The following is a 22,074-nucleotide window of genomic DNA, read 5'->3' on the forward strand; positions in this document are numbered from 1 at the left end:
GGTTACACGACCTCCCTCTAATGACTAAGGGCGTTGGTAGCGGCCATCCGCTAGACTCCCGCGTTTATCCGTACCAAGGGATGTTCATGATCTGGTTTCTTGAAGGGCAATCGAGCCAACGCGATGTGATTGCAGGTGCCCGGGCGGCGCTGCCGGACACCGTGCAAATTTTCGCCTCGCACCGCCAAAATCGCCCTGAAATCACCGGATTGGCGGATGTCGCCTGGCGGGAGCCGCAAGACAATCAGGAGCGCATCGGCTGGGTGATCGAGCAGGCCCGCGCCCGGCAGATCAAGGTGGTGCTGGCCGGGCGTGTGGGTCAGGTATATGAAGCGCACCGCGCCGAGTTCGAAGCAGCCGGGTTGCAATTGATTACCGGGGCGCTGGACCTGGAAACCTTTGAGCGGGTTGACGACAAGTCGACGTTTACCCGTGAGGCCCTGGCGGCCGGGCTGGCGTGCATACCGGCGATGACGGTGAGCACCCAGGCTGAACTGGAGACGGCTTACGCCCAGTTGGCCCGCGACGGCCAGGTGTGTGTAAAACCGACGCGCGGTATTTACGGCCAGGGCTTTTGGCGTTTGGCCGATAACGTGGACCCGTTTCGCAGTTTTGCCAATGCCGACGCCCATGAAGTCAATGCGGCGGTGTTTGCCCAGGCCTACGGTCAATCGGATGCGCCCCAACCGTTGCTGGTGATGCCTTATATGCCCGGCAGCGAATGCTCGGTGGACATGGTCTGCGAGGCGGGCGAGGCCGTGGCCTATGTGGGGCGGCGCAAGCAGGGCCTGATGCAGACATTCGAGCGCGACGGTGCGGCGGTCGAACTGGCGATCAAGGCGGCGCGGCACTTCAAGTGCGACGGTATCGTCAATGTGCAGACCCGGGATGATGCCGCAGGCCAGCCGCATTTGCTGGAGATCAACCTGCGCTATTCTGGCGGTATCGGCTACACCCGCGAAGCCGGCGTCAACCTGCCGGGTATCTTTGCCGCACGCCGCCTGGGCCTGCCCGTGCCAGCCAGTACATGGTGCGAGAATGTGCAGGTCAAGGCAATCACGGTGGTGGTTCCGGTTCGCGGAGAAGAGCTGTTAAGGTGATCAGCTCTTGTTTGTCGCGGGCACAGGGGAGTCACAAGCGATGATATTGATGCCGGGCGCCAATGCGGCCCTTGAATCTGTGCGTTGTGAGATGAGCCTGACCTGCTCGCGAGCGGGCGCATTGGGTGACTATGCGGGGCTGGCGTTGCTGGCCGTGGATGGCAAGCGCCAACCCGTCGGGGAGCCTGCGCTGATACACGCCCCGCAACCCTGGCTGGCATGGCATGACACCGCCGGCCTGGCACGCTTCAGCCTGGTGCTGGAACAATTGCCTGCAGATTGTGAGCGTGTATTGCTGGTGCTCTATGTGTTCGGCGCGCTGGGTCCGTTACGTGAACTCGGCCAGTTCCGGCTCAAGGTCGGTGAGCAGATCGAGCACAGTCTGGCACTGGATGAGTTCGGTGATGGCGCAATGGTCATTGCCGAGGTGTACCGACGCAACGATCAATGGAAAATCCGCGCACTCGCCGAAGCGTCCGCCTACGGCTTGAGCGCGTTTGCCCGACGCCTGGGGCTGGCTCTGGATGATCGTCATCCGCAACGCATGAGACCTGAGGCATCAGACGACAGCGTTGCGCGCCAAGGGGCTACAGGTACTGGTTTTGCCGTAAGCACCCAGCATATTTTGACCTGTGCCCATGTCATTGAAGGCCTCGAGCAATTGTCGATTACGTCCTTTGAGGGTCGATACAAGGCGGAGTCTGTGGTGGTCGATCGCAAGAACGACCTCGCTTTGCTGCGGGTCATTGGTGCCCCCCCTTTGAACCCGGTGACTTTTCGTGAGGGCGTGGGCTGTGAGCTGGGCGAAAGTGTCGTCACCCTGGGGTTTCCGCTCGCCGGGCTGGCAGGCGGTGGCGTGCAAGTTTCCCAAGGTGTGGTTTCGGGCCTGTTTGGCCTTCGCGACGATGCCAGCCTGATGCAGTTCACCGCACCGATTCAGCCCGGCTCCAGCGGAAGCCCGGTGTTTGACCCGCAAGGATTGGTCAGTGGCCTGGTGACCTCGAGCATGGCGGATGCGCAGAACATGAACTTTGCTGTCAAGTCGGCACTGGTACTGGCGTTCCTTGAGGCAGCCCGTGTACCGGCCCGGCGCGGGTGCAGTGAACGTTCGTTGAGCACGCCGGAGTTGGTACGCGCTTCGCAGGCTGGACTGTGGCGGATTGACGCCAGCCATCTTCAGTAACCATTTTTTACTTGTCTTAACCCCCCGCCTCCCTAATCGTCCCCCATTTTTTCAGTATGTTCAGGTAGTAAACATCAATGAACAGCGGTAATTCCAAGACCGAACCCAAGGTATTGCATGCAAACCTCAAGCGCGGTCGTCTGGAGGTAGAGGTCAATGCATCGACCTTTGAGCCACAGGCACTTTTCGATTTTGCCGAGCGCCGAAACCCCAAGCGCGCCTTTTTATTCGTTTCCCGTGTATTGGGGCGTCATATCCCGGCACGGCCGTCACTGATGGCGGAAAGCTTCAATGCCCTGGCTGCAAAAATCCCTGCCGACCTGCCCGGTCCGGTGCTGGTTATCGGCATGGCTGAAACCGCCGTTGGCCTGGGTGCTGGCGTGCACCGCGCGCTCAGCCAGACCCGTGATGACAGCGTGTACCTGTGCAGCAGCCGCCACCCTACGGGCAGTGAACTGTTTGCCCGTTTTGAAGAAGAGCACAGTCACGCCAGCTCGCATCTGCTGCATTTGCCGCAAGACGCACACACCCGCGAGATGATGCTCAACGCCCGCTCGCTGGTGCTGGTGGACGATGAAGCCTCTACCGGCAATACCTTTATCAATCTGTCCCGGGCGCTGGCCGAGGCTGGGCTCAACTCGGTCGAGCGTATTGTCACCACGACCCTGACCGACTGGTCCCGGGACGCTGTGCGCAAGGCCATGGGCGATCATGTCAGCAGCGTCTCTTTGCTCGATGGTCGCTACACGTTCGCCGAAGATACCACCGCAGAGCTCCCTCAAATGCCCGAAGTGGGCAGCGTGGCCCAGGGCGACTGGGCACTTGATGCCAGCCGTGACTGGGGGCGCATGGGCGTTCGCGAACACCTTGATACCCTGGCGCCCGATCTGCAGGTCGCCCCAGGTGAACGGGTCTTGGTGGTCGGCACCAGCGAATTTGTCTGGCGCCCGTTTCTGCTGGCCGAGCGCCTTGAGCGGGCGGGCGCCGACGTGCGCTTCAGCTCCACCAGCCGCTCGCCCATTGCCTTGGGCCATTGCATCGATCATGCATTGTCGTTCTCGGACAACTATGGCCTGGGTATCCCCAACTTTCTTTATAACGTCGCCCCCGGCCAGTTCGACCGGGTGCTGATCTGCAGCGAAACCCCGGCAGCTGCGGTCGATCCGGCGCTGGTTAGCGCGTTGAATGCGCAGGTAATCGTTGATGAGCAGTAATCGTCCTCTGGTGTTCGTTGATCTGGACGACACCCTGTTTCAAACCGCCCGCAAAATGGGTGATGAGCCACGCTTTGCCGCCACCCTGGATGTGGACGGCCAGCCCAACGGCTTTATGAGCGCAACACAAAAGAGCTTTGTGGAATGGCTGCTGGCCACCAGCGATGTCGTCCCCGTAACTGCGCGCAGCATCGAGGCCTATCAACGTGTGCAATTGCCGTTCGTCCACGGCGCGGTGTGTGCCCACGGCGGCGTGATTCTCAAGCCCGACGGCTCGCTGGACCCGGTCTGGCATGCGCGCATGTGCGACGAACTGGCCCTTGAGCAAACCCGGTTGCATCAACTGAGCGAGCAAACCCTGGCCATTGGTGCCGAACTTGGCTTTTCGTTGCGTGGCTGGGTGGTTGAAGAGCAGGGCCTGGCCAATTACGTGGTCACCAAGCACAACAACGAAACCGACGAAGCGCTGCTCGTCGTATTGGCCGAGGTCAAGGCGCGCGGGTTGCTCGATGGCCTGTATGTACACGGCAATGGCAACAACCTGGCGTTTCTGCCCATCACCCTGCAAAAGCGTGAAGCGGTACGTGAATGGATCCGCCGCGATCAGGCGATCAACGGCAAGCGCCCGTTGCTGGGCTTCGGTGACAGTGTGTCGGACCTGGGCTTTATGGCCGAGTGCGACTGGTGGGGCACGCCCAAACGCGGGCAGTTGGCCGCTCATGTGCTGGCGAGCGTCGACCATGAGTAATGCTTTCGCAGGCCTGGAAACCGTCGGCAGTGGCAGCTATGACGCCGATGACGTGCACTTTTTACTGCGCGCCCTGCAGATTGAAGTCACCGACGTGCAGGAAAAAGAGCGGCTGATCCAGACCCGGCAACGCCATTACTCCGAGATGATCAGCCAGGAATATGCGCCGTCCGACACCCATAAAAGCCTTTACCAGCGTGCCCTGATGCAAAATGGCGCGCGCATGGCGGCCGATGTGCAGGCGCTGGCGCTGGCCTTGAATGAGCGCTACAACGGCCCCTCGATTGCGCTGGTGTCCTTTGTGCGCGCCGGTTTACCGCTGGGTGTACTGCTGCGCCGGGCGCTGCTTGATCTGGGGCGCGAGGCTGCGCATTACGGCATCAGCATTATTCGTGACCGTGGAATCGACAACGTCGCACTCGAAGCTATCATCAAGAGCCACGGTGCCGAAAACATCGTGTTTGTCGATGGCTGGACCGGCAAGGGCGCGATCAGCGGCCAGATCCGCGACAGCCTGGCGGGAGACTCGCGTTTCCCGGCAGACCCACGCCTGGTGGTGTTGGCGGACCCTTGTGGCCGCGCCTGGCTGGCGGCGTCCGCTGAAGACTGGCTGATCCCCTCGGGCATTCTGGGGGCTACGGTTTCCGGGCTGGTTTCTCGTTCCATCTGGCCGCAAACCCCGGGCCTGCATGGTTGCGTGGTGTATGACCATTTGGCGGAACACGACGTGACCATGAGTTTTATCCACAGCATCGAAACCGAGCGGGCACAGCTTGCCCCGTTGGCCGCTGCGCAACCCTGGACACTGGAGCAGGCCGCAGCCTTGCAACACTCGGCGGTAGCCGCGGTCGAACGTATCTCGACGCGGTTTGCGGTGACCAACCCCAACCGGGTCAAACCGGGTATCGCCGAGGCCACCCGCGCCGTGATGCGCCGGGTACCGGACCACGTGCTGGTGCGCAACCTTGACGATCAGGACGTGCAACTGCTGTTGCACCTGACGCGCCAGGCCAATATCGAGGTCCAGGAAGTCGGTGATGAACTGGGGCCGTATCGCGCGGTGACCGTAATCAGGAGTGTTCGCTGATGATCAAGCATTCAGCCTATGCCTTGGGCGCCACACTTTATATGCCGGCCACCCGTCCCGATATTCTGGATGTGGTGCTGAGCGAGAAGATCCAGGGTTTACGCTCGCTGGTGGTGTGCCTGGAAGACGCCGTGGCCGAAATCGACGTGCAGCAGGGGCTGAACAACCTCAAGAACCTGCTGTTGGGCATCGAGGCGCGTGGCGGCCGTCCGTCGAGCGGGCCGATCCTGTTTGTGCGCCCGCGTGATGCGGCAATGGCAGCGGTGCTTAATGATTGGTCGCTGATGCGCCATGTCGACGGTTTTGTGGTGCCCAAACTCAGCCTGGGCAATATCCGCGAGTGGCAGCAGGCGGTGACCCGCGACGACCTGATGCTGATGCCCACTCTGGAAACCCCGGAAGTCTTTGTGCCCAATGCCATGGTAGAGCTGCGCAGCGCCATGCTGGAGCTGTTGCCTGAGCGCATTATTGCCCTGCGCATCGGTGGCAACGACCTGATGGGCTGCCTGGGCTTGCGTCGTCCACAAACCATGACCCTGTACAGCACGCCCATGAGCTATGTGATTCCCATGTTGTGCGGGATCATGGGCTCGGCAGGTTTTGCCCTGACCGCACCGGTGTTCGAGCAGCTCAATACGCCACACGTGCTGGATCAGGAACTGGCGCTGGATATGGCTCACGGGCTTGTAGGGAAAACTGCGATTCACCCGTCACAAATTGCAGTTATCCACAGGGCGTTGCAAGTCAGCCTTGAAGATCTCAACAGCGCACGCCAAATATTGAGTGAGGCGGCGCCTGCGGTGTTCAAGTTCAACGACGCCATGTGCGAGCCTGCGACCCATTACAAATGGGCGCAAACAATTATTGAACGGGCACATTGGCAAGGGGTTCGCCCTGAAGTCGCCTGCCCGACAGACACTTTTGGAGGCAGCCTGAGATTGGCTGAATTAGTGGGTTGAACGACGTTTTGAATACATCGGACAAAGGCAACAAGCAGGTTCTGTCAGCGTTCGACTTCGATGGCACACTGACCTATCACGACAGCTTTGTGCCGTTTTTGCGCTTTGCCTTTGGCAATCGCCTGTTCGCAATGCGCTTGTTGCGGATGATTCCGGCCACGGCGTGCTACCTGCTGGGCAGGATTTCTCGCAATGATTTGAAAGAGAAACTGATCGCGGTCTACCTGACCGGCGCCAAAGAGGCCTGGGTAAAGGAGCGCGCTGAAGCATTTTGTGACGTTTCCTGGCAGCGTCTGATGCGGCCTTTGGGCTTAACATCCGTCGCCAACCAGATTGAGCAGGGCGCCAAGGTAACAATTTGCTCGGCGTCCCCTGAACTGGTGCTCACACCTTTTGCCAAAAAACTCGGTATCGGCTTGATCGGTACACGGCTGGCCTCAGTCGATGGCGTGCTGACCGGGGATATCGAGGGCACCAACTGTCGCTGTGAACAAAAAGTCATTCGGCTGGAGGCGCAATACGGGCCTCTGGACCAATACACACTGCGTGCCTGGGGTGACACCCGGGGCGATGAACAGATGCTCGGAGCCGCTCAAGAGCCGCATTGGCGTGAATTTCACGCACTGTGGCGTCGCAAGCGGCCACTTGACGTGTGCTTGCGCGAGGAGCTGTAAGCCAGGCGCAAGCAAAGCATGTCAATAATCAGTAATTACCTATCGTGCTTCAGTGCAGACAAGGAGACGTTTCATGGCCATTTCGCTGTCCAAGAATCAAACCATCTCTCTCGAGAAAGAAGCGGGAGCCGGTCTCAAGAAAATTCGCATGGGCCTGGGCTGGGATCCGGTCAAGCCCAGCGGTTTTTTCGCCAAGCTGCTGAGCAGTGATACCGCCATCGACCTGGATGCTTCGTGCATCCTGCTCGACAGTGCCAAACAACCGCTGGACCTGGTGTGGTTTCGCCAGCTCAAGTCCAAAGACGGCTCCATCGTGCACTCCGGCGACAACCGCACGGGTGAGGGCGATGGCGACGACGAGTCGATCCAGGTCAACCTGGAGCAGCTGCCGGCCGGGGTCAAGCACCTGGTGTTTACCGTGAACTCGTTTACCGGGCAAAATTTCGAAGCGGTAGAAAACGCCTACTGCCGTATCGTTGACGAGCTGACCGGCAAAGAGCTGGCGCGCTTCAACCTGTCGGACAAGGGCCGTCACACCGGCGTGGTCATGGCATACATCAGCCGCACATCGGCGGGCTGGGACCTGACCGCCATCGGCACCGTGGCCAATGGCCGTACCGCCCAGGATCTGGCCACTGACGCAGCCCAGGCGGTGCGCTCATGACCACATTGACCCCGGGCGCCAACACCGGCGTTGCCAGCGGTACCCTGAGCGTCACCGTCAGCTATACCCCGGTGACCGGCGCGGACCTGGACGTTTCTGCGTTTTTGCTCAATGAGTCGGGCAAGGTGCGTGGCGACAACGACATGTGCTTCTTCGGCCAGCAAAGCGTCAATAATGGCGCGGTCAAGCTGGTGGAATCGGCTGCAGGTCGCAGTGTGTTCAGCGTCAATCTGGACGCCATTGATCAGGCCATCGAAAAAGTCGCCCTCACCGCAACCATCTATGAGAACAAGGCCCGTTTCGACGCCTTCCCGCAGTTGACCGTAACGGTAAGCGGCGGCATCGAAGCACCGATTCCGACCCAGGGCATGCAGGAAACCGCGTTGATCCTCGGCGAGTTCTATCGTCGTCAGGGCGTGTGGAAGTTCCGCTGCGTAGCACAGGGCTTTGCCGGTGGCCTTGCGCCCTTGGCCGAGCACTTTGGGGTTGATATTGCGGCTCCTGCTCCTGCTCCTGCTCCTGCTGCAGCGCCGACGCCACCTCCAGCGCCTCCAGCACCAGCACCAGCACCGGCAGCGAAGATCAATCTGTCGAAGATCACCCTGGACAAGCAGCGTCCGTCCATCAGCCTTGAGAAAAAGGACGGTGACTTCGGCGAGATCAAGATCAACCTCAACTGGAACCGTACCAACCCCAACGCCGGGGGCGGCGGCTTCTTTGCTTCGCTGCGCGGCAAGTCGGGCGGGATCGACCTGGACGTGGGCTGCCTGTACGAAATGGAGAACGGCCGCAAAGGCGCGGTACAGGCCCTGGGCAATGCCTTCGGTGATTTCCGTGACGAGCCGTTTATCCAGTTGATGGGCGACGACCGCACCGGCTCGGTAAGTGACGGCGAGTGGTTGCGCATCAATGGCAAGGAGTGGCGCAAGATGCGTCGCGTGCTGGTTTACGCGTTCATCTACGAAGGTGCCCCGAACTGGCAGGCGACTGACGGTGTCATCACCTTGTACATCCCGGGTGAGCCGCCGATAGAAGTGCGCCTGAGCGAAGAGGGCGGGACCAAAGGCATGTGCGCCATTGCTTTGCTCGAAAACGTCGGTGGCAGTGTGAAGGTCAACCGTCGGGTTGAATTCTTCAAGGGCCACTCTGACATGGATAAAGCGTTTGGTTGGGGTATGCGCTGGGCTGCCGGCTCCAAATGAGCGCTCTGTAAGTGGCCGCCTGATGAAACAGGCGCCGTACCTGCAATTTCTGACAAGGTGACTCCAATGCTCGAATGGCTCAAAACCAACGCAAGCGCCGCCCGTGACAAGCTCTCGGCGGAAGTCAGCAAATTCAAGAACCGTGAGTTTATGGAAGCCGTGGTTTCCGGTTGCGCACTGGTGGCCGCTGCCGATGGCAATATCAGCAGTGACGAAAAACAGAAAATGGTCGGATTTATTCAAAACTCCAATGAGTTGAAGGTCTTTGACGTCAAGGACGTGATCAAAGCTTTCAACGCCGTGTGTGAAAAGTTTGAATTTGACCAGCAGATCGGTCGCGCTGAAGCGCTGAAATCTATCGGTCAGCTACGTAAAAAAGAAGATGCCGCCCGCCTGCTGGTGCGTGTTTGCTGCGCAATCGGTAGCGCCGACGGCAACTTCGATGAAAGTGAGCGGGCTGCCTGCCGCACTATCTGCAATGAGCTGGGGCTGAACCCTGGCGATTTTGATCTCTGAGGACATCATGGAAAACACGGCAATTGGCTTTCCGCCAACTACCATCGCTGTATTTGTGGCTCTGGCGGTCATTGCTCTGGCAATCGACCTGTTTACCCACAAAAGCGATAAACCGGTCTCGCTGACCAACGCCGCCGTCTGGTCGGTGTTCTGGGTGGTGATCTCGCTCATGTTTGCGGGCTACCTGTATGTGGCCCACGGCCCAAGTGTCGCCAGCCTGTTCGTTACCGGTTACGCGCTGGAAAAAGTACTCAGCGTCGACAACCTGTTCGTGTTCATGGCGATTTTTGCCTGGTTCAAGATCCCGGACGCATTGCGTCACCGGGTTCTGTACTGGGGCATCATCGGCGCCATTGTGTTCCGCCTGATTTTCGTGGCGATCGGTACTGGCCTGCTGGCGTTTGGCCCTTGGGTCGAAGTGCTGTTTGCCGTGGTCGTGGCCTGGACCGCAGTGATGATGTTGCGCAGCAAGGAAGAGGATGAGGAGGAGGATTACTCCAAGCACATCGCCTACCGTTTTGCGAAAAAACTGTTCCCGGTCTGGCCGAAGCTGCACGGGCATAATTTCTTTGTTTCACGCAAAGAGCTTGAAAAAGAGATCACGAAGCCGCAGAACAAGGGAATGACTCTTGTAGGCAAGGGCGCTCTTTTTGCTACCCCACTGTTTTTGTGTGTGGTGGTGGTTGAGGTTTCAGACATTCTGTTTGCCTTCGACTCCGTACCGGCAGTGATTGCCGTGAGCCGTGAACCCTTGATCGTGTACTCGGCCATGATGTTCGCCATTCTGGGTCTGCGGACCATGTACTTCGTTCTCGAAGCACTGAAACGCTACCTGGTGCACCTGGAAAAAGCGGTTATCGCCCTGCTGTTCTTTATCGCCGGCAAGCTGGCCCTGAACGCAACCGATCACCTGTTTGGCCATGGTTATGAAATTGATCCAAACACCAGTCTGATTGTGGTGTTGGTGGTCTTGGCTATCGGTATCGTGGCCAGCATCATCTTTCCCGGTAAGGAAGAAGAGCAATCCGACGTTAACAACGACACGAAAGCTTGATCGCACATTACTAAGGAGAATTACACATGGCACTTTCCCTTTCCAAAGGCGGCAACCTGTCTCTGTCCAAAGAAGCCCCCGGGATGACCAAAGTCCTCGTGGGTCTGGGCTGGGATGCTCGCTCCACCGATGGTCAAGACTTCGACCTGGATGCGAGCGCTTTCTTGCTCAAGGCTGACGGTAAAGTACGCGCTGACTCCGATTTCATTTTTTACAACCAGCTCAAAAGCGTGGACGGCTCGGTTGAACACACGGGCGACAACCGTACCGGTGAAGGCGACGGTGATGACGAGGCGATCAAGGTCGACCTGTCCAAAGTACCCGCTGACATCGACCGGATCGCGTTTACCGTGACCATTCACGAAGCTGACGCTCGCCGTCAAAACTTCGGTCAGGTGCGCAATGCTTTCATCCGCATTGTGAACCAGGACAACAACAGTGAAGTGGCGCGTTATGACCTGGCAGAAGACGCCAGCACCGAAACCGCGATGATCTTTGCCGAGCTGTATCGCAATGGCGCCGAGTGGAAGTTCCGCGCTGTGGGCCAGGGCTTTGCTGGCGGTCTCAAGCCATTGGCGGAAAGCTACGGCCTGAAGTTTTAATCTGCACCCAATCAACTTTTCATATAAGGGTTCACGAACATGGCAGTAAGTCTGAGTAAAGGCGGCAACGTCTCCCTGACCAAAGAAGCACCTGGCCTGACCGAAGTGGTTGTAGGCCTGGGTTGGGACCCACGGGTTACTGACGGTCAGGAGTTCGACCTGGACGCCTCGGTGTTTATCGTTGGTGAGAACGGCAAAGTGCTGAACGACGGCAGCTTTGTGTTCTACAACAACAAGACTTCGCCCGACGGCAACGTTGTGCACCAGGGCGACAACCGCTCGGGCGCCGGCGACGGTGATGATGAGCAAGTAAACGTCAACCTGTCGGGTCTGTCGCAAGAAGCCAAAAAACTGGCTTTCGCGGTGACCATTCACGAAGCGGATGGCCGCAAGCAAAACTTCGGTCAGGTATCCAACGCTTACATTCGCGTTCTGAACAAGGCTGACGGCAAGGAGCTGGCACGTTTTGACCTGAGCGAAGACGCTTCGACCGAAACCGCGATGGTTTTCGGCGAGCTGTATCGCAATGGCGAAGAGTGGAAGTTCAAGGCAATTGGTCAGGGCTTTGCCGGTGGCCTGGCGCCATTGGCTTCGAACTTTGGCGTTAACCTGGGCTAACCCCCGGCGTTAAACGAAAGGCCCTCCCCGGTATCGGGGAGGGCCTTTTTTTTGTGTATAAACACCTGTAGCAGCTGCCGAGGAACGAAGGCTGCGCTCGGCGGCGAAGCCGTCGTGAAATCAGACACTTCGCTGCATCAGATAGATTGAACGCTCAGGTTTTACGAGGTCTTCGCCCTCGAACGCAGCCTTCGTTCCTCGGCCGCTGCTACAAGTATTCCACGCACCGCTTGATCAAAACCTCATCTGCCACTGCCCCATCAGCCCGTGGTTGCGGCTGTTGCTGCCGATATCGCCGGTATAGCCCACCCCCAGGGTCTGCCTGGCAGAGACGCCAAGATCCAGCCCGGCCTCCAGCACCAGCGAGTTGCGATCCAGCGCACTGCCTTCGACATCAAAGGCCGATCCGCCCAGCACAAAGGCCTGGGTAGTTGAGCTGCCGACATCACCATAGAGGTGTTTCCAGCCAGCGCTCAGGCGGGGTGTGATGCTCATGCCGTTTTCGAGCTGGTTCAGATGCGCCAGCCGTACACCCAGGGTGCTACTGAAGTTGTCCTGGGTTTGCCGGTCAACCTGCAACGCCGCGGCACCGCCTTTTTCGGTGTAGCTGTCACGTTGATAACGCTGATAACCCAGGTTGGCATACGGCTCGGCACTCAGGCGACCGCTGCCCAGGGCGTAGCCCAGTTCGGCAAAAGCCTGCTGGCTGCTGGCGTGGTAGTCCCCCTTGGGCTGATCGCTGAAGCCGTTGAATATCACGCTGCGTTTGCTGTCGCCGTTATGGCCGCTATACGCCGCCCCCAGGCGCAGGGCCAGCGCACCGCTCTGGTGAATGGCATAGGCGCCCGCGTGCCAGCTGTTGACCCTGCCCTCCATGCCGGTGCTGTCCACGTCGGTTTTTGAGTAGCCGCCCAGTACACCCATGCGCCAGTCCGGGGTTAGCGCCCAGTCGGCACCCAGTACACCGCCTTTGGTACGTTGGGTCAGGTCGCTGTTGCCGTGGATTGCGTCCAGCCGGCCATAGCTGCCCAAGCCCTGCAGCCAGAGCCTGCCCCGGGCATTCGGGTCGTTGAGGTTGCGCACGCCCGGCACCAGGCCCGTGGCGGCCAGGGCAGGGGCATCACTGGCGGCACTGGCAACCTGTAGGCCACCGCCTGCGCCCAACGACTGCATGGCCGCCAGCATGCTGCTGCCCACCTGCAAAGAGGCGCCCAGTGTGGCGCTGCCCAGGCTCGCATTGCTGCTGGCGGATAGCTGCTCGATGGCGGCGCCCGCCGTCTGTGCCGAGGTGTTGAGCAGGGCGTTATACAGCGCGTTGCCGGCCTTTAGCTGGCTCAGGCCGATGGCCGCACTGTGGCCGTTGGCGCTGCTGGCATAATCGGTAAATGCCACGTCATTGCGCGCATAGGTCAGCTCGACGCTGGTGGGGGTGTAGTTGAGGGTCGGGGTGAGGAAGGCGTAATCGCTGGTGACTTTGCCAAAGGTGCCGTCGATAGCCGCTGCGTTCAGCACCCTGTACTGGCTTAGCCACGGATAGGTACCGCTACCGGTATTGATGGCCAGGGTCGAGCCATTGAGGTGGACCGTGCCGCCAACCTGCACCGGTGCGCTGCTGCCATCGGCATTGACGCCATAGGCCAGGGTCGCGCCGCTGCTCAGGGTCAAGTCATGGCTGATGGTGGCGCTGCCCAGCTGCGTGTCGGTTTGCAGCGTGCCGTTGACCTGCAGGTTGCCGACGCTGCCACCACCGGCATACATGCCACCTTCATCGACCGTGATAGCGCCGCTGATGGCTCCCAGGTTGACCAGGCGGGCGCCGCTGAACACCTCGCCGCCGTCACTGAAGTCGTTGTGGCTGGTGAGGGTCCAGCTGCCGGACTTCACATCCAGCCATTCAACGTTCTGGCTATTGCCGAAGCGGCCACCGGCCGGGTCATCCAATGTCACCCGGTCGTAGCCGTTACCGCCGTCCACCAGGCCGTCGAAGCGGCTGGCGCTGCCCAGGGTCAGGTGGTCATCGCCGCCGCCGAGGTCCAGGGCCAGACCATTGCTGCCACTGATCAGACCCTTGTTGCTGACCACATCATCGAACTCTCCCACAAATCTGACGGCAAAACCGTCCAGCCCTTTGATTGTGCCGTTATTGATCAGTCGGGTGGCCGCGACCCCGGGGCCATCGCTGCCGTCATCCACCAGCACCGCATTGTTGGCGCCACTGATGAGTGCACCTGCGGCGTTGTAGAGATAACCCCCGCCAAGGGCGATACCTTCGCTGCCATTGGCAAAGCCGTTTTTATCGACGCCACCGACGCCGGTGCCCTGAATCACCCCATAGTTTTCGATATGGGCGATCAGGTCGATATCCACGCCATCGCCGTCACCGTTGGGCTTGAGCCCGGAATAGGCGCCGGTGATGGTGCCGTAATTGATCACGGTGCCGTTGCCGTCCGAACCAAAGCCCGAACCGTTGCGCCCGGTGACTTCGCCGTAGTTGACCAGGGTTGCGCCCAGATCGGTGGTCATGCCGTGGCGACCACCTGAAAGGGTGCCGTGGTTGGTCACGGTCACGCCGGTTGCCGAGTCAATATCGATGCCGTCGAATTTGTTGTCGTCGGTCAGGGCATCACCCGATGAAATCTCGCCGTAGTTGAGGATTGTGGCGTTGGAACCGGTTTTCATGCCGTCACTGAATTCGCCGCGGATCAGCCCACCCTCGCGGTTGATAAGGGTGGTCTGGACACCCTCGCTGCGCAGCGAGTCGAGGTCGATGGCCTGGCCACTGCCGGTCGAGCGCACAGTGCCACTGTTGTCGATCAACACACTGCCACTGGTGAAATTGGTGTCGATTCGCAAAGCATCGTTACTGCCCTGAATCGTCGCGCCGCTGCGATTGATAATGCTGTAGTTGCGTTCACCACGGGTACTGCCACTGGTATCGATGGCTCGCCCGCCTGTCGAGATCAAGCTGCCGGCGTTGTCGATGACGACACCTGAGCCGCGGGTGTCGTCTTTCAGAGTGACCGCCACCTTGGTGGTGGTCAGGCTGCCGCTGGGCGTCAACGTCAGGGTGTCGTTGCCATTGAGGGTCAGGTTGTCGGTGCTGGCGGTGCTGAGGAGGGCAGCTTTGGCAAACGCCACAGGGGATAAACAGCTGGTACTCAGCAGTGCAAGGGTGAGCGCAAGACGCTGGGGTGAGGCGGGCATGACGAACGACCTTTTTTGTAATAATAAGGTCGTCATGTATAGCGAACAGGTTTTACAAAATGATGTATCCGAATACCACCAGAACCTCTGTATCGTGTCGGCCATTGTAAGAAATTTCGCTTTTACTCGGCGCTTCCAGATTCTGTCGAAGTGCCACCTTATCGAAGTGGTTCAGCTCACCCATGGAAACAGTACGTGCCCGTCTTGCCGGCCTGATTGAATTTGTTAAACAGACCGCGCTGATGCAAAAGCGGCCGGCGTTAACCCTTAGCCAACACAGCGCCTTCAGTGCCAGCGAAGAAAAATTGCGGGCGTTGCCCGGGGTCAGCCTGGATCTGCACAACGGCGAGGAAGACGAAGTCTGGCTGCAGCTCGAACGTCTGCATGAGCGCAAGCCACCGGCGCCCCTCAGCCCGCTGCTGGGGTTGTGGATCGAACTCAAGGGCACGCCGCAGACCGAACCGGCACTCAAGGTCCGCCTGGCACGGGAGGTCCTGATCAACAGCACGGCGATCTCCGAGGACGAACGCTCGCGCTTGATGCTTGTAGCTCTGCAGATCGGGGAAGACGTCGCTGTCGAAGAGTGGGTCAATCTGGAAGACTGCCTGGATGCTGGCGAGATCCGTGCGCAATTCAAGTCTTACAGCCAAACGGCCTGGCGCCTGTGGGCCGCTGAGGAAAAACAGCGGCGCAAAAGCATCGAACTGTATGCCGAGCTTTTTATGCTGGTGCAACAGATGCAGGGCAACCTGGGGGATGCGCAGCTGGAACTGGTGTGGGGCCTGGGGGTTTCGACGTGGGAACATCCCGTGGTCGGTGTCATCCATTACCCGTTAATTAGCCAGTTGGTGGAGATCGCCATCAACCCCGACAGCATGGCCATTGAAGTGCGTCCGCGCGCTGCCGAGCCACGTCTGGAAGTGGATGCCTATGTGGCGGCCGATATTGCCGGTGTCGGGCCGCTGGCAACCCTGGCCAAGGATTTTTTCAAACAGGATCAGGCCGGCATCAGCCCGTTCAACGCCGCCAGCTACGAGCCGGTGATTCGTTCAGCATCGACCCTGCTCGATGCCCATGGTCAGTTTTTGCCGGTGACGCTGGCCGAGGGTGATCGATCCGTCCCCAAGGCTGCCGAGTTCTTGTGTGTCACCGATACCTGGTGCCTGTTTGCCCGCGCCCGCGACAGCAATATGTTTATTGAAGACCTGGGTCGCTTTGAAGCCGGGATCGAGGAGGCCGGTGAGCTGCCGGCGGCCTTGCGGGCCATTCTCACCGAACCGTCCAGTGTGCTGGAAGATGTGGTCCTGCCACCGTTTCGTGGTTTGTCCTACGTCAGCGGTACCGAGGGGGATGATGCGCCGGCGGCAAAAGCGCAGGAGCTGTATTTCCCCAAACCGTACAACGATGAGCAGGTGCAAATCATCCAGCTGCTGCAAGTGCACGATGGCGTTGTGGTGCAGGGCCCGCCCGGTACGGGCAAGACCCATACCATCGCCAACGTCATCAGCCATTACCTGGCCAATGGCAAGCGGGTGCTGGTGACGTCGATGAAAGACCCGGCCCTGGCGGTGCTGCAGGAAAAACTCCCGGAAGCCATACGTCCGCTGGCAATCAGTTTGTTGAGCAGTGAAGCGGACGGCATGAAGCAGTTCGAGTTCGCCATTCAAAAGATCTCAGCTGAAGTACAGCGCATCGATCGTTCGCTGTATAAGCGCGAAATCGGGCAGATTGACGACGAAATCAACACCCTTCATGGTCAGATGGCCGGCGTTGATCGTGAGATCACTCATTGGGCCGAGCGTAATCTGTCGGACCTGGAGATCGACGGTGAGCGCCTGAGCCCTACCCATGCGGCCTTGCAGGTTGCGGCGGCCCAAGATGAAATCAGCGGTTTTACCGACCGGATCGGCGTGGACGAAGCCTATCGTCCGCGCTTTACGTTGCAAGACATCATCGCCTTGCGCGAAGCCCGGCTTGAACTCAAGGACTCACTGGCCTACCTGGGCCAGAAACTGCCGCAGCTGGCTGACTTCCCGGACGCGCAGACACTGATTCAGGTGCATCAGGATCTGGCTCAGGAAAGCCAGCTGCAGCTCAAGGAAAGCACCGGCGAAGTGCCGCGCCTGCTGGATAACAGTGCCGAAACCCTGGAGCAGGCCCAGGCGCTGGTCGAGCATTTGGGCCAACTGCAAACCCTGCGCACACAGATCAGCACCTCGGCCCACAGCTGGGCCGCGCCCATGCAGGCTTGTCTGATGCGTGGTGGCAACGATGATGTGCTGGCGCTGTTTGCCAGCCTCAAGGGCGAGATCGAAGACGCGCTGGCAGGGCGCAAGGCCTTTGTGGCACGACCGGTAAGCCTGTCGTTCGAGTTGCATGCGCAACCCGAGGTGGTGGCAGCTATCGATAACCTGGCCCAGGGGCGACGCCCGTTCGGCTTGTCCGGCCTGCTTGGCAAGGGCACGCAAAAACAGTTGCTGGACACCATTGTGGTGCTGGGCAGCAAGCCGCAAAGCGACCAGGACTGGCAGCATGTGCAAGCCTTTGTGCACTTCCAGCAACACAGCCGTACCTTGCTGCTGCGCTGGAATGCGCTGGCTGCCGAAATACCCTTGCCGACGCTGGAAACCGACGCCGAGCAACTGATGGCAGCGGCCCGGGCGATCGAGCAGTTCGATGCCATTGTGCTCACCGAGCAGGGCGAAGCCCGTGCCCACCGCGAACTCAAGCAGCTGCTCCCGGACTGGGCCGAGGTTAGCCAGTTGCGCAGCAACGCACCGGTATTGGCCGAGGCCGAAAGCATCCTGCGACACTACCTGATACGCCATCGCCTGGCGGCCACCTGGGCCATCAAGGAAACCTTCAACATAGCGCTGGCCGGGTGTGGTGGCGATATCAGTGAGCAGTTGCAAGGCTTTCTGGATTTGAGCCTTGGTCAGCCTCAGGTTGATACCGCCTTACTGCAAACCCGGTGGTCCGCGCTGATGGACGAGTTGCGCCGGGTGATGGCCCTGGCCAGTGCCCTTGAGACCGTACAGCGGGTAACCGACCTGATCGCGCAAAGCGGCGGCCTGCTTTGGGCCGCCCGTTTGCGTGAAGAGCCGGTCGTCGGGCCGGTCGACGGCCTGCTCCCGGACAACTGCCTGGATGTGTGGCGCCTGAGCCGTCTGGCCCGCTACCTCGAAAGCATCGACGGACGCGAAGACCTCAAGCGATTGTTCAAGTTACGCGGTGAGCTGGAGCTGAGTCTGTCGCGTCTTTATCAGGATGCGATGGTCAAACGAACCTGGCTGCGGCTGTCGGAAAACGCCACGCCGAGTGTCAGGGCAGCCCTTGAGCTGTACCGCACCGCAATCCGCAAGATCGGCAAGGGCACCGGCGTACGCGCCGGGCGTTATCGTCAGGATGCGCGACTGGCGGCCGATGTGGCGATCTCGGCCATCCCGTGCTGGATCATGCCGCATTACCGCATTTGCGAAAGCCTGCCCGCGCAGTACGGTGCCTTTGACCTGGTGATTATCGACGAAGCGTCGCAGTCGGATCTCAGTGCATTGCCGGCGTTGCTGCGGGCGAAAAAAGTGCTGGTGGTGGGCGATGACAAACAAGTATCGCCCGATGGTATCGGCATGGAAGAAGAGCGCGTGCAGAACATGATGGCGCGCTTTCTGGGCAATCAGGTGGGCCTGTATCGGCCCTTGATGTCGCCCGAGCGTTCGCTGTATGACCTGTTCAAAGTGGTATTTGCCAAGAGCGGCACCATGCTGCGCGAGCATTTTCGCTGTGTGGCGCCGATCATCGAATACTCCAAGCGAGAGTTCTACAACCACGAACTCAAACCGCTGCGCCTGCCGTTGATGACTGAGCGTCTTGACCCGCCGCTGGTGGATCTGCTGGTGATGGACGGGGAGAAGAAAGGCAAGTTCAACCTTGGCGAAGCCCAGGTGATCGTCGAGGAAATTCGCCGCCTGATCGCCCTGCCGCAGATCACTGGACGCAGCATCGGCGTGGTCTCGCTGCTGGGCGCCGAGCAAGCGCAAAAGATCATGCAGATGCTGACCAAAGAGCTGGGCGAAGAGGTTATTACCCAGTTCCAGATCAGCTGTGGCGATGCCCGCACGTTCCAGGGCAAGGAGCGCGACATCATGTTCCTGAGCATGGTGGCCTCTCCCGGCGATTGCTTTGCCAACAGTCGGGACTCGATAGCCCAGCGCTTCAACGTGGCCGCTTCGCGGGCACGGGATCGCATGTACCTGGTGCGCAGTGTCGAGCTGGCCGACCTCAGCCCTGTGGACAGTTTGCGCCGCGGCCTGATTGAGCACTTTGAAACCCCTTTTACCCAGGATGCTGCGCAGGTCAGTGATCTGCGCGAGTTGTGCGAATCCGGCTTCGAGCAGGAGATATACGATGAGCTGACCCAGCGTGGCTATCGGGTGATTCCGCAGGTGGGCGTTGGTGCGTATCGCATCGACATGGTGGTCGAGGGCGACAACGACAGTCGCCTGGCCATCGAATGTGACGGCGACCGCTTCCACGGCCCGGACCGCTGGGACAGCGACATGCGTCGCCAGCGTATTCTGGAGCGGGCGGGCTGGCGTTTCTGGCGTTGCTTTGCATCGGCTTTTACCCTTGATCGTCAGCAGATCATTGATGATTTGCTGGCTACCTTGAAGGCAATGAACATCGAGCCTGCCAGCGGCGAAGGCGCGGCGCCGAGCATTCATGTCGAGCGCCGTCAGGTATATGGCTTTGAACGCGCAGGAACAGTCACCGAGGAGGGCCGTGTGCGGGCCCATGATAACCGTCCGGCCAAAGACCCGTTTTTGTTCTGGGTACCGGACGACACATTGGCCGTGAGCGATGTCGAGGCTGAGCAGTCTTTGCCACTGACCGTCTGATGCTCGCCGGGTCACAGTAGGCGCGAGCCTGCTCGCGATACCGTGACCCGGCCAGCCAGACCGCAGCGCCCGTATTACAGGCAGGCCAGCCCCTTGGGGTTTTGCGTTGTCATGTGTCAGCAGGTGATCGTACAACCGCCTTGAGCTATGATGCGTCCCTACGGGGGCGCGATTTCGCAGTGTTCAGGTCGGCCAAGGCGATAGATCAGCTGCTTTAATCATCAATGCTTCCGATCCTTTTGATTTCGAGAAAAATGTTCACCATGGAAAACCACAACGACGTACCCCGCCTCCCTCGCAAGCGCCGCAGCCTGGCGCAAGAGTTGGTGACGGTGCTGTCCGAGCAGATCCGCGACGGCATGCTCAAGCGCGGCGACAAGTTGCCCACCGAGTCGGCGATCATGGAAGCCCATGGTGTTAGCCGTACGGTGGTGCGCGAGGCCATTTCCCGACTGCAGGCCGCAGGGCAAGTCGAGACGCGACACGGCATCGGCACCTTTGTGCTGGATACACCGAGCCCGAGCGGTTTTCGCATCGATCCGGCAACTGTCGTCACATTGCGCGATGTGCTGGCGATTCTTGAGTTGCGCATCAGCCTGGAGGTTGAATCTGCAGGGCTGGCGGCGCAGCGTCGCAGTGCCGAACAACTGGCCGCAATGCGCGCGGCGCTGGATGCCCTGAATGAAAACACCGCGCGTAACGGTGATGCCGTGGCCTCGGATTTTCAGTTCCATTTGCAGATTGCACTGTCGACCGGCAACCGCTACTTCACGGACATCATGACTCACCTGGGCACCAGCATTATCCCGCGAACCCGGCTCAATTCGGCGCGTCTGGCCCATGATGACCAGCAGCAGTACATGGACCGCCTGAACCGTGAACACGAAGAAATCTACCAGGCTATTGCCCGTCAGGATTCGGAAGCGGCCCGCGCTGCCATGCGCCTGCACCTGACCAACAGCCGCGAGCGCCTGCGCCATGCCCATGAAGAGGCAGAGGCGCAGCGCGGGTAGGGCGTCCTCCACCTGTGGGAGCGGGCTTGCCCGCGATCGTATCGACGCGGATGGCCTGACAGAACGCGGCGCTTGCATCGCGAACAAGCCCGCTCCCACCGGGTATTGCTGCGTAAGATGAGCTGTTCTACGACAACCTGTCACTTACCAAAAATTAAATTTCACTTTCACCACACTCCACCAAAGCCCGTACTAGACGGGCTTTTTTGTTTTTATCGAAACTGATTCGCCCCAGGGCAGCCACGATTTCAAGAAATGAGATTGACGTTCTTTTTTTAAGTTGTACGATGACGTACGACGCAACGAATCGCTAACGTATTTCTCATCACAACGTGCTCCCAGGGTGTTCGAATAATGAATCCACAAGAACTGAAGTCCATCCTCTCTTCCGGTCTGTTGTCCTTTCCGATAACCGACTTCAATGCTCAAGGTGATTTCCACCCTGAGGGTTACATCAAACGTCTGGAATGGCTGGCTCCGTACGGCGCTTCGGCCCTGTTTGCCGCTGGCGGCACGGGTGAGTTCTTCTCCCTGGCAGCCAGCGAATACTCGCAAGTGATCAAAACCGCAGTCGATACCTGCGCTACCAGCGTGCCGATCCTGGCCGGTGTCGGTGGTTCGACCCGCCAGGCCATCGAATACGCTCAAGAAGCCGAGCGCCTGGGCGCCAAAGGCCTGCTGCTGTTACCGCATTACCTGACTGAAGCCAGCCAGGACGGCGTTGCCGCCCACGTTGAGGCAGTGTGCAAGTCGGTAAACATCGGCGTGATCGTCTACAACCGCAACGTTTGCCGTCTGACCGCACCGCTGCTGGAACGTCTGGCCGAGCGCTGCCCCAACCTGATCGGCTACAAGGATGGCCTGGGCGATATCGAATTGATGGTGTCGATCCGTCGCCGCCTGGGTGATCGCTTCAGCTATCTGGGCGGCTTGCCGACGGCCGAAGTGTACGCCGCGGCCTACAAGGCACTGGGCGTTCCGGTTTACTCTTCGGCGGTGTTCAACTTTATCCCGAAAACCGCGATGGAGTTCTACCGTGCGGTGGCCCGTGACGATCACGGCACGATCGGCAAGATCATCGATGAGTTCTTCCTGCCGTACCTGGACATCCGCAACCGCAAAGCCGGCTACGCGGTCAGCATCGTCAAGGCCGGGGCCACCATTTCCGGTTACGGCGCAGGCCCGGTGCGTACCCCGTTGACCGATCTGCTGCCGGACGAGTACGAGGCGCTGGCAGCCTTGATCGACAAGCAAGGTCCGCAGTAAGCAATGACCAAGGCCGCTGAGTAATCAGCGGCTTTTTACGTAAAGGAATACGATCGGTGGCTCACGCAGCTCCCA

General features: G+C 59.7%; 17 protein-coding genes. 16 read left to right on the forward strand and 1 reads right to left on the reverse strand.

The window, feature by feature from the left end:
• Nucleotides 1-86 precede the first annotated feature (86 nt).
• The 13 genes from GHN92_RS03185 (at nt 87) to GHN92_RS03245 (ending at nt 11,621) form a co-directional block, all read left to right on the forward strand.
• A complete protein-coding gene (locus GHN92_RS03185) occupies nt 87-1,100 on the forward strand; it encodes an ATP-grasp domain-containing protein (protein WP_133144348.1) in 1,014 nt (337 codons plus the stop codon).
• 40 nt (nt 1,101-1,140) lie between these two features.
• Nucleotides 1,141-2,283 carry a trypsin-like peptidase domain-containing protein gene (locus GHN92_RS03190; protein WP_095002480.1) on the forward strand — a complete coding sequence of 381 codons (1,143 nt, stop codon included), beginning with the start codon at nt 1,141-1,143 and terminating at the stop codon, nt 2,281-2,283.
• 77 nt (nt 2,284-2,360) lie between these two features.
• The gene (locus tag GHN92_RS03195; RefSeq protein ID WP_095020647.1) at nt 2,361-3,497 is read left to right on the forward strand and encodes a phosphoribosyltransferase domain-containing protein; all 1,137 of its coding nucleotides are present in this window, start codon (nt 2,361-2,363) and stop codon (nt 3,495-3,497) included.
• Nucleotides 3,487-4,245: a trehalose phosphatase gene (locus GHN92_RS03200; RefSeq protein ID WP_095018724.1), complete on the forward strand. Its 759-nt coding sequence runs from the start codon at nt 3,487-3,489 to the stop codon at nt 4,243-4,245. Before GHN92_RS03195 ends, GHN92_RS03200 begins: the two co-directional genes overlap by 11 nt.
• The gene (locus GHN92_RS03205) at nt 4,238-5,332 is read left to right on the forward strand and encodes a cysteine protease StiP family protein (protein ID WP_133144347.1); all 1,095 of its coding nucleotides are present in this window, start codon (nt 4,238-4,240) and stop codon (nt 5,330-5,332) included. The genes GHN92_RS03200 and GHN92_RS03205 overlap by 8 nt, the downstream gene beginning before the upstream one ends.
• Entirely contained in the window at nt 5,332-6,291 is a 960-nt protein-coding gene (locus tag GHN92_RS03210) for an HpcH/HpaI aldolase/citrate lyase family protein (protein WP_095039285.1), read from the forward strand. The genes GHN92_RS03205 and GHN92_RS03210 overlap by 1 nt, the downstream gene beginning before the upstream one ends.
• On the forward strand, nt 6,288-6,965 hold the full coding sequence (locus GHN92_RS03215; protein WP_095018727.1) for an HAD family hydrolase: 678 nt from the start codon (nt 6,288-6,290) through the stop codon (nt 6,963-6,965). The genes GHN92_RS03210 and GHN92_RS03215 overlap by 4 nt, the downstream gene beginning before the upstream one ends.
• Before the next feature lie 73 nt (nt 6,966-7,038).
• Entirely contained in the window at nt 7,039-7,629 is a 591-nt protein-coding gene (locus GHN92_RS03220; protein WP_095002486.1) for a TerD family protein, read from the forward strand.
• Nucleotides 7,626-8,831 carry a TerD family protein gene (locus tag GHN92_RS03225; RefSeq protein ID WP_133144346.1) on the forward strand — a complete coding sequence of 402 codons (1,206 nt, stop codon included), beginning with the start codon at nt 7,626-7,628 and terminating at the stop codon, nt 8,829-8,831. The genes GHN92_RS03220 and GHN92_RS03225 overlap by 4 nt, the downstream gene beginning before the upstream one ends.
• A gap of 66 nt (nt 8,832-8,897) precedes the next feature.
• The gene (locus GHN92_RS03230; RefSeq protein ID WP_095002488.1) at nt 8,898-9,347 is read left to right on the forward strand and encodes a tellurite resistance TerB family protein; all 450 of its coding nucleotides are present in this window, start codon (nt 8,898-8,900) and stop codon (nt 9,345-9,347) included.
• 7 nt (nt 9,348-9,354) lie between these two features.
• Nucleotides 9,355-10,401: a TerC/Alx family metal homeostasis membrane protein gene (locus tag GHN92_RS03235; RefSeq protein WP_095002489.1), complete on the forward strand. Its 1,047-nt coding sequence runs from the start codon at nt 9,355-9,357 to the stop codon at nt 10,399-10,401.
• A 26-nt stretch (nt 10,402-10,427) separates the two neighbouring features.
• Entirely contained in the window at nt 10,428-11,003 is a 576-nt protein-coding gene (locus tag GHN92_RS03240) for a TerD family protein (protein ID WP_016783512.1), read from the forward strand.
• A gap of 39 nt (nt 11,004-11,042) precedes the next feature.
• Nucleotides 11,043-11,621: a TerD family protein gene (locus GHN92_RS03245; RefSeq protein ID WP_095002490.1), complete on the forward strand. Its 579-nt coding sequence runs from the start codon at nt 11,043-11,045 to the stop codon at nt 11,619-11,621.
• A gap of 234 nt (nt 11,622-11,855) precedes the next feature.
• Here GHN92_RS03245 and GHN92_RS03250 read toward each other — a convergent pair whose 3' ends face one another.
• Nucleotides 11,856-14,825: an autotransporter domain-containing protein gene (locus GHN92_RS03250; protein ID WP_133144345.1), complete on the reverse strand. Its 2,970-nt coding sequence runs from the start codon at nt 14,823-14,825 to the stop codon at nt 11,856-11,858.
• 182 nt (nt 14,826-15,007) lie between these two features.
• Here GHN92_RS03250 and GHN92_RS03255 point away from each other — a divergent pair, with 182 nt between their 5' ends.
• The 3 genes from GHN92_RS03255 to kdgD all read left to right on the forward strand — a co-directional run bounded on the left by GHN92_RS03255 (nt 15,008) and on the right by kdgD (nt 21,999).
• Entirely contained in the window at nt 15,008-19,720 is a 4,713-nt protein-coding gene (locus GHN92_RS03255; RefSeq protein WP_153379361.1) for an AAA domain-containing protein, read from the forward strand.
• A 263-nt stretch (nt 19,721-19,983) separates the two neighbouring features.
• A complete protein-coding gene (locus GHN92_RS03260; protein ID WP_095002585.1) occupies nt 19,984-20,733 on the forward strand; it encodes a FadR/GntR family transcriptional regulator in 750 nt (249 codons plus the stop codon).
• Nucleotides 20,734-21,087: 354 nt separating this feature from the next.
• Complete coding sequence (gene kdgD / locus GHN92_RS03265; RefSeq protein WP_095002493.1) at nt 21,088-21,999, forward strand: 5-dehydro-4-deoxyglucarate dehydratase; 912 nt, start codon at nt 21,088-21,090, stop codon at nt 21,997-21,999.
• Nucleotides 22,000-22,074: the final 75 nt, after the last annotated feature.

The organism is Pseudomonas sp. FSL R10-2964 (assembly GCF_009600035.1).
Lineage (GTDB): Bacteria > Pseudomonadota > Gammaproteobacteria > Pseudomonadales > Pseudomonadaceae > Aquipseudomonas > Aquipseudomonas bubulae.

What these genes read in the sequence shown, in the direction of transcription:
- GHN92_RS03220 (WP_095002486.1), top strand. Translation starts at nt 7,039, where the DNA reads ATGGCCATTTCGCTGTCCAAGAATCAAACCATCTCTCTCGAGAAAGAA.
- GHN92_RS03195 (WP_095020647.1), top strand. Translation starts at nt 2,361, where the DNA reads ATGAACAGCGGTAATTCCAAGACCGAACCCAAGGTATTGCATGCAAAC.
- GHN92_RS03245 (WP_095002490.1), top strand. Translation starts at nt 11,043, where the DNA reads ATGGCAGTAAGTCTGAGTAAAGGCGGCAACGTCTCCCTGACCAAAGAA.
- kdgD (WP_095002493.1), top strand. Translation starts at nt 21,088, where the DNA reads ATGAATCCACAAGAACTGAAGTCCATCCTCTCTTCCGGTCTGTTGTCC.
- GHN92_RS03200 (WP_095018724.1), top strand. Translation starts at nt 3,487, where the DNA reads ATGAGCAGTAATCGTCCTCTGGTGTTCGTTGATCTGGACGACACCCTG.
- GHN92_RS03205 (WP_133144347.1), top strand. Translation starts at nt 4,238, where the DNA reads ATGAGTAATGCTTTCGCAGGCCTGGAAACCGTCGGCAGTGGCAGCTAT.
- GHN92_RS03260 (WP_095002585.1), top strand. Translation starts at nt 19,984, where the DNA reads ATGGAAAACCACAACGACGTACCCCGCCTCCCTCGCAAGCGCCGCAGC.
- GHN92_RS03230 (WP_095002488.1), top strand. Translation starts at nt 8,898, where the DNA reads ATGCTCGAATGGCTCAAAACCAACGCAAGCGCCGCCCGTGACAAGCTC.
- GHN92_RS03240 (WP_016783512.1), top strand. Translation starts at nt 10,428, where the DNA reads ATGGCACTTTCCCTTTCCAAAGGCGGCAACCTGTCTCTGTCCAAAGAA.
- GHN92_RS03250 (WP_133144345.1), bottom strand. Translation starts at nt 14,825, where the DNA reads ATGCCCGCCTCACCCCAGCGTCTTGCGCTCACCCTTGCACTGCTGAGT.
- GHN92_RS03255 (WP_153379361.1), top strand. Translation starts at nt 15,008, where the DNA reads ATGGAAACAGTACGTGCCCGTCTTGCCGGCCTGATTGAATTTGTTAAA.
- GHN92_RS03210 (WP_095039285.1), top strand. Translation starts at nt 5,332, where the DNA reads ATGATCAAGCATTCAGCCTATGCCTTGGGCGCCACACTTTATATGCCG.
- GHN92_RS03225 (WP_133144346.1), top strand. Translation starts at nt 7,626, where the DNA reads ATGACCACATTGACCCCGGGCGCCAACACCGGCGTTGCCAGCGGTACC.
- GHN92_RS03190 (WP_095002480.1), top strand. Translation starts at nt 1,141, where the DNA reads ATGATATTGATGCCGGGCGCCAATGCGGCCCTTGAATCTGTGCGTTGT.
- GHN92_RS03235 (WP_095002489.1), top strand. Translation starts at nt 9,355, where the DNA reads ATGGAAAACACGGCAATTGGCTTTCCGCCAACTACCATCGCTGTATTT.
- GHN92_RS03185 (WP_133144348.1), top strand. Translation starts at nt 87, where the DNA reads ATGATCTGGTTTCTTGAAGGGCAATCGAGCCAACGCGATGTGATTGCA.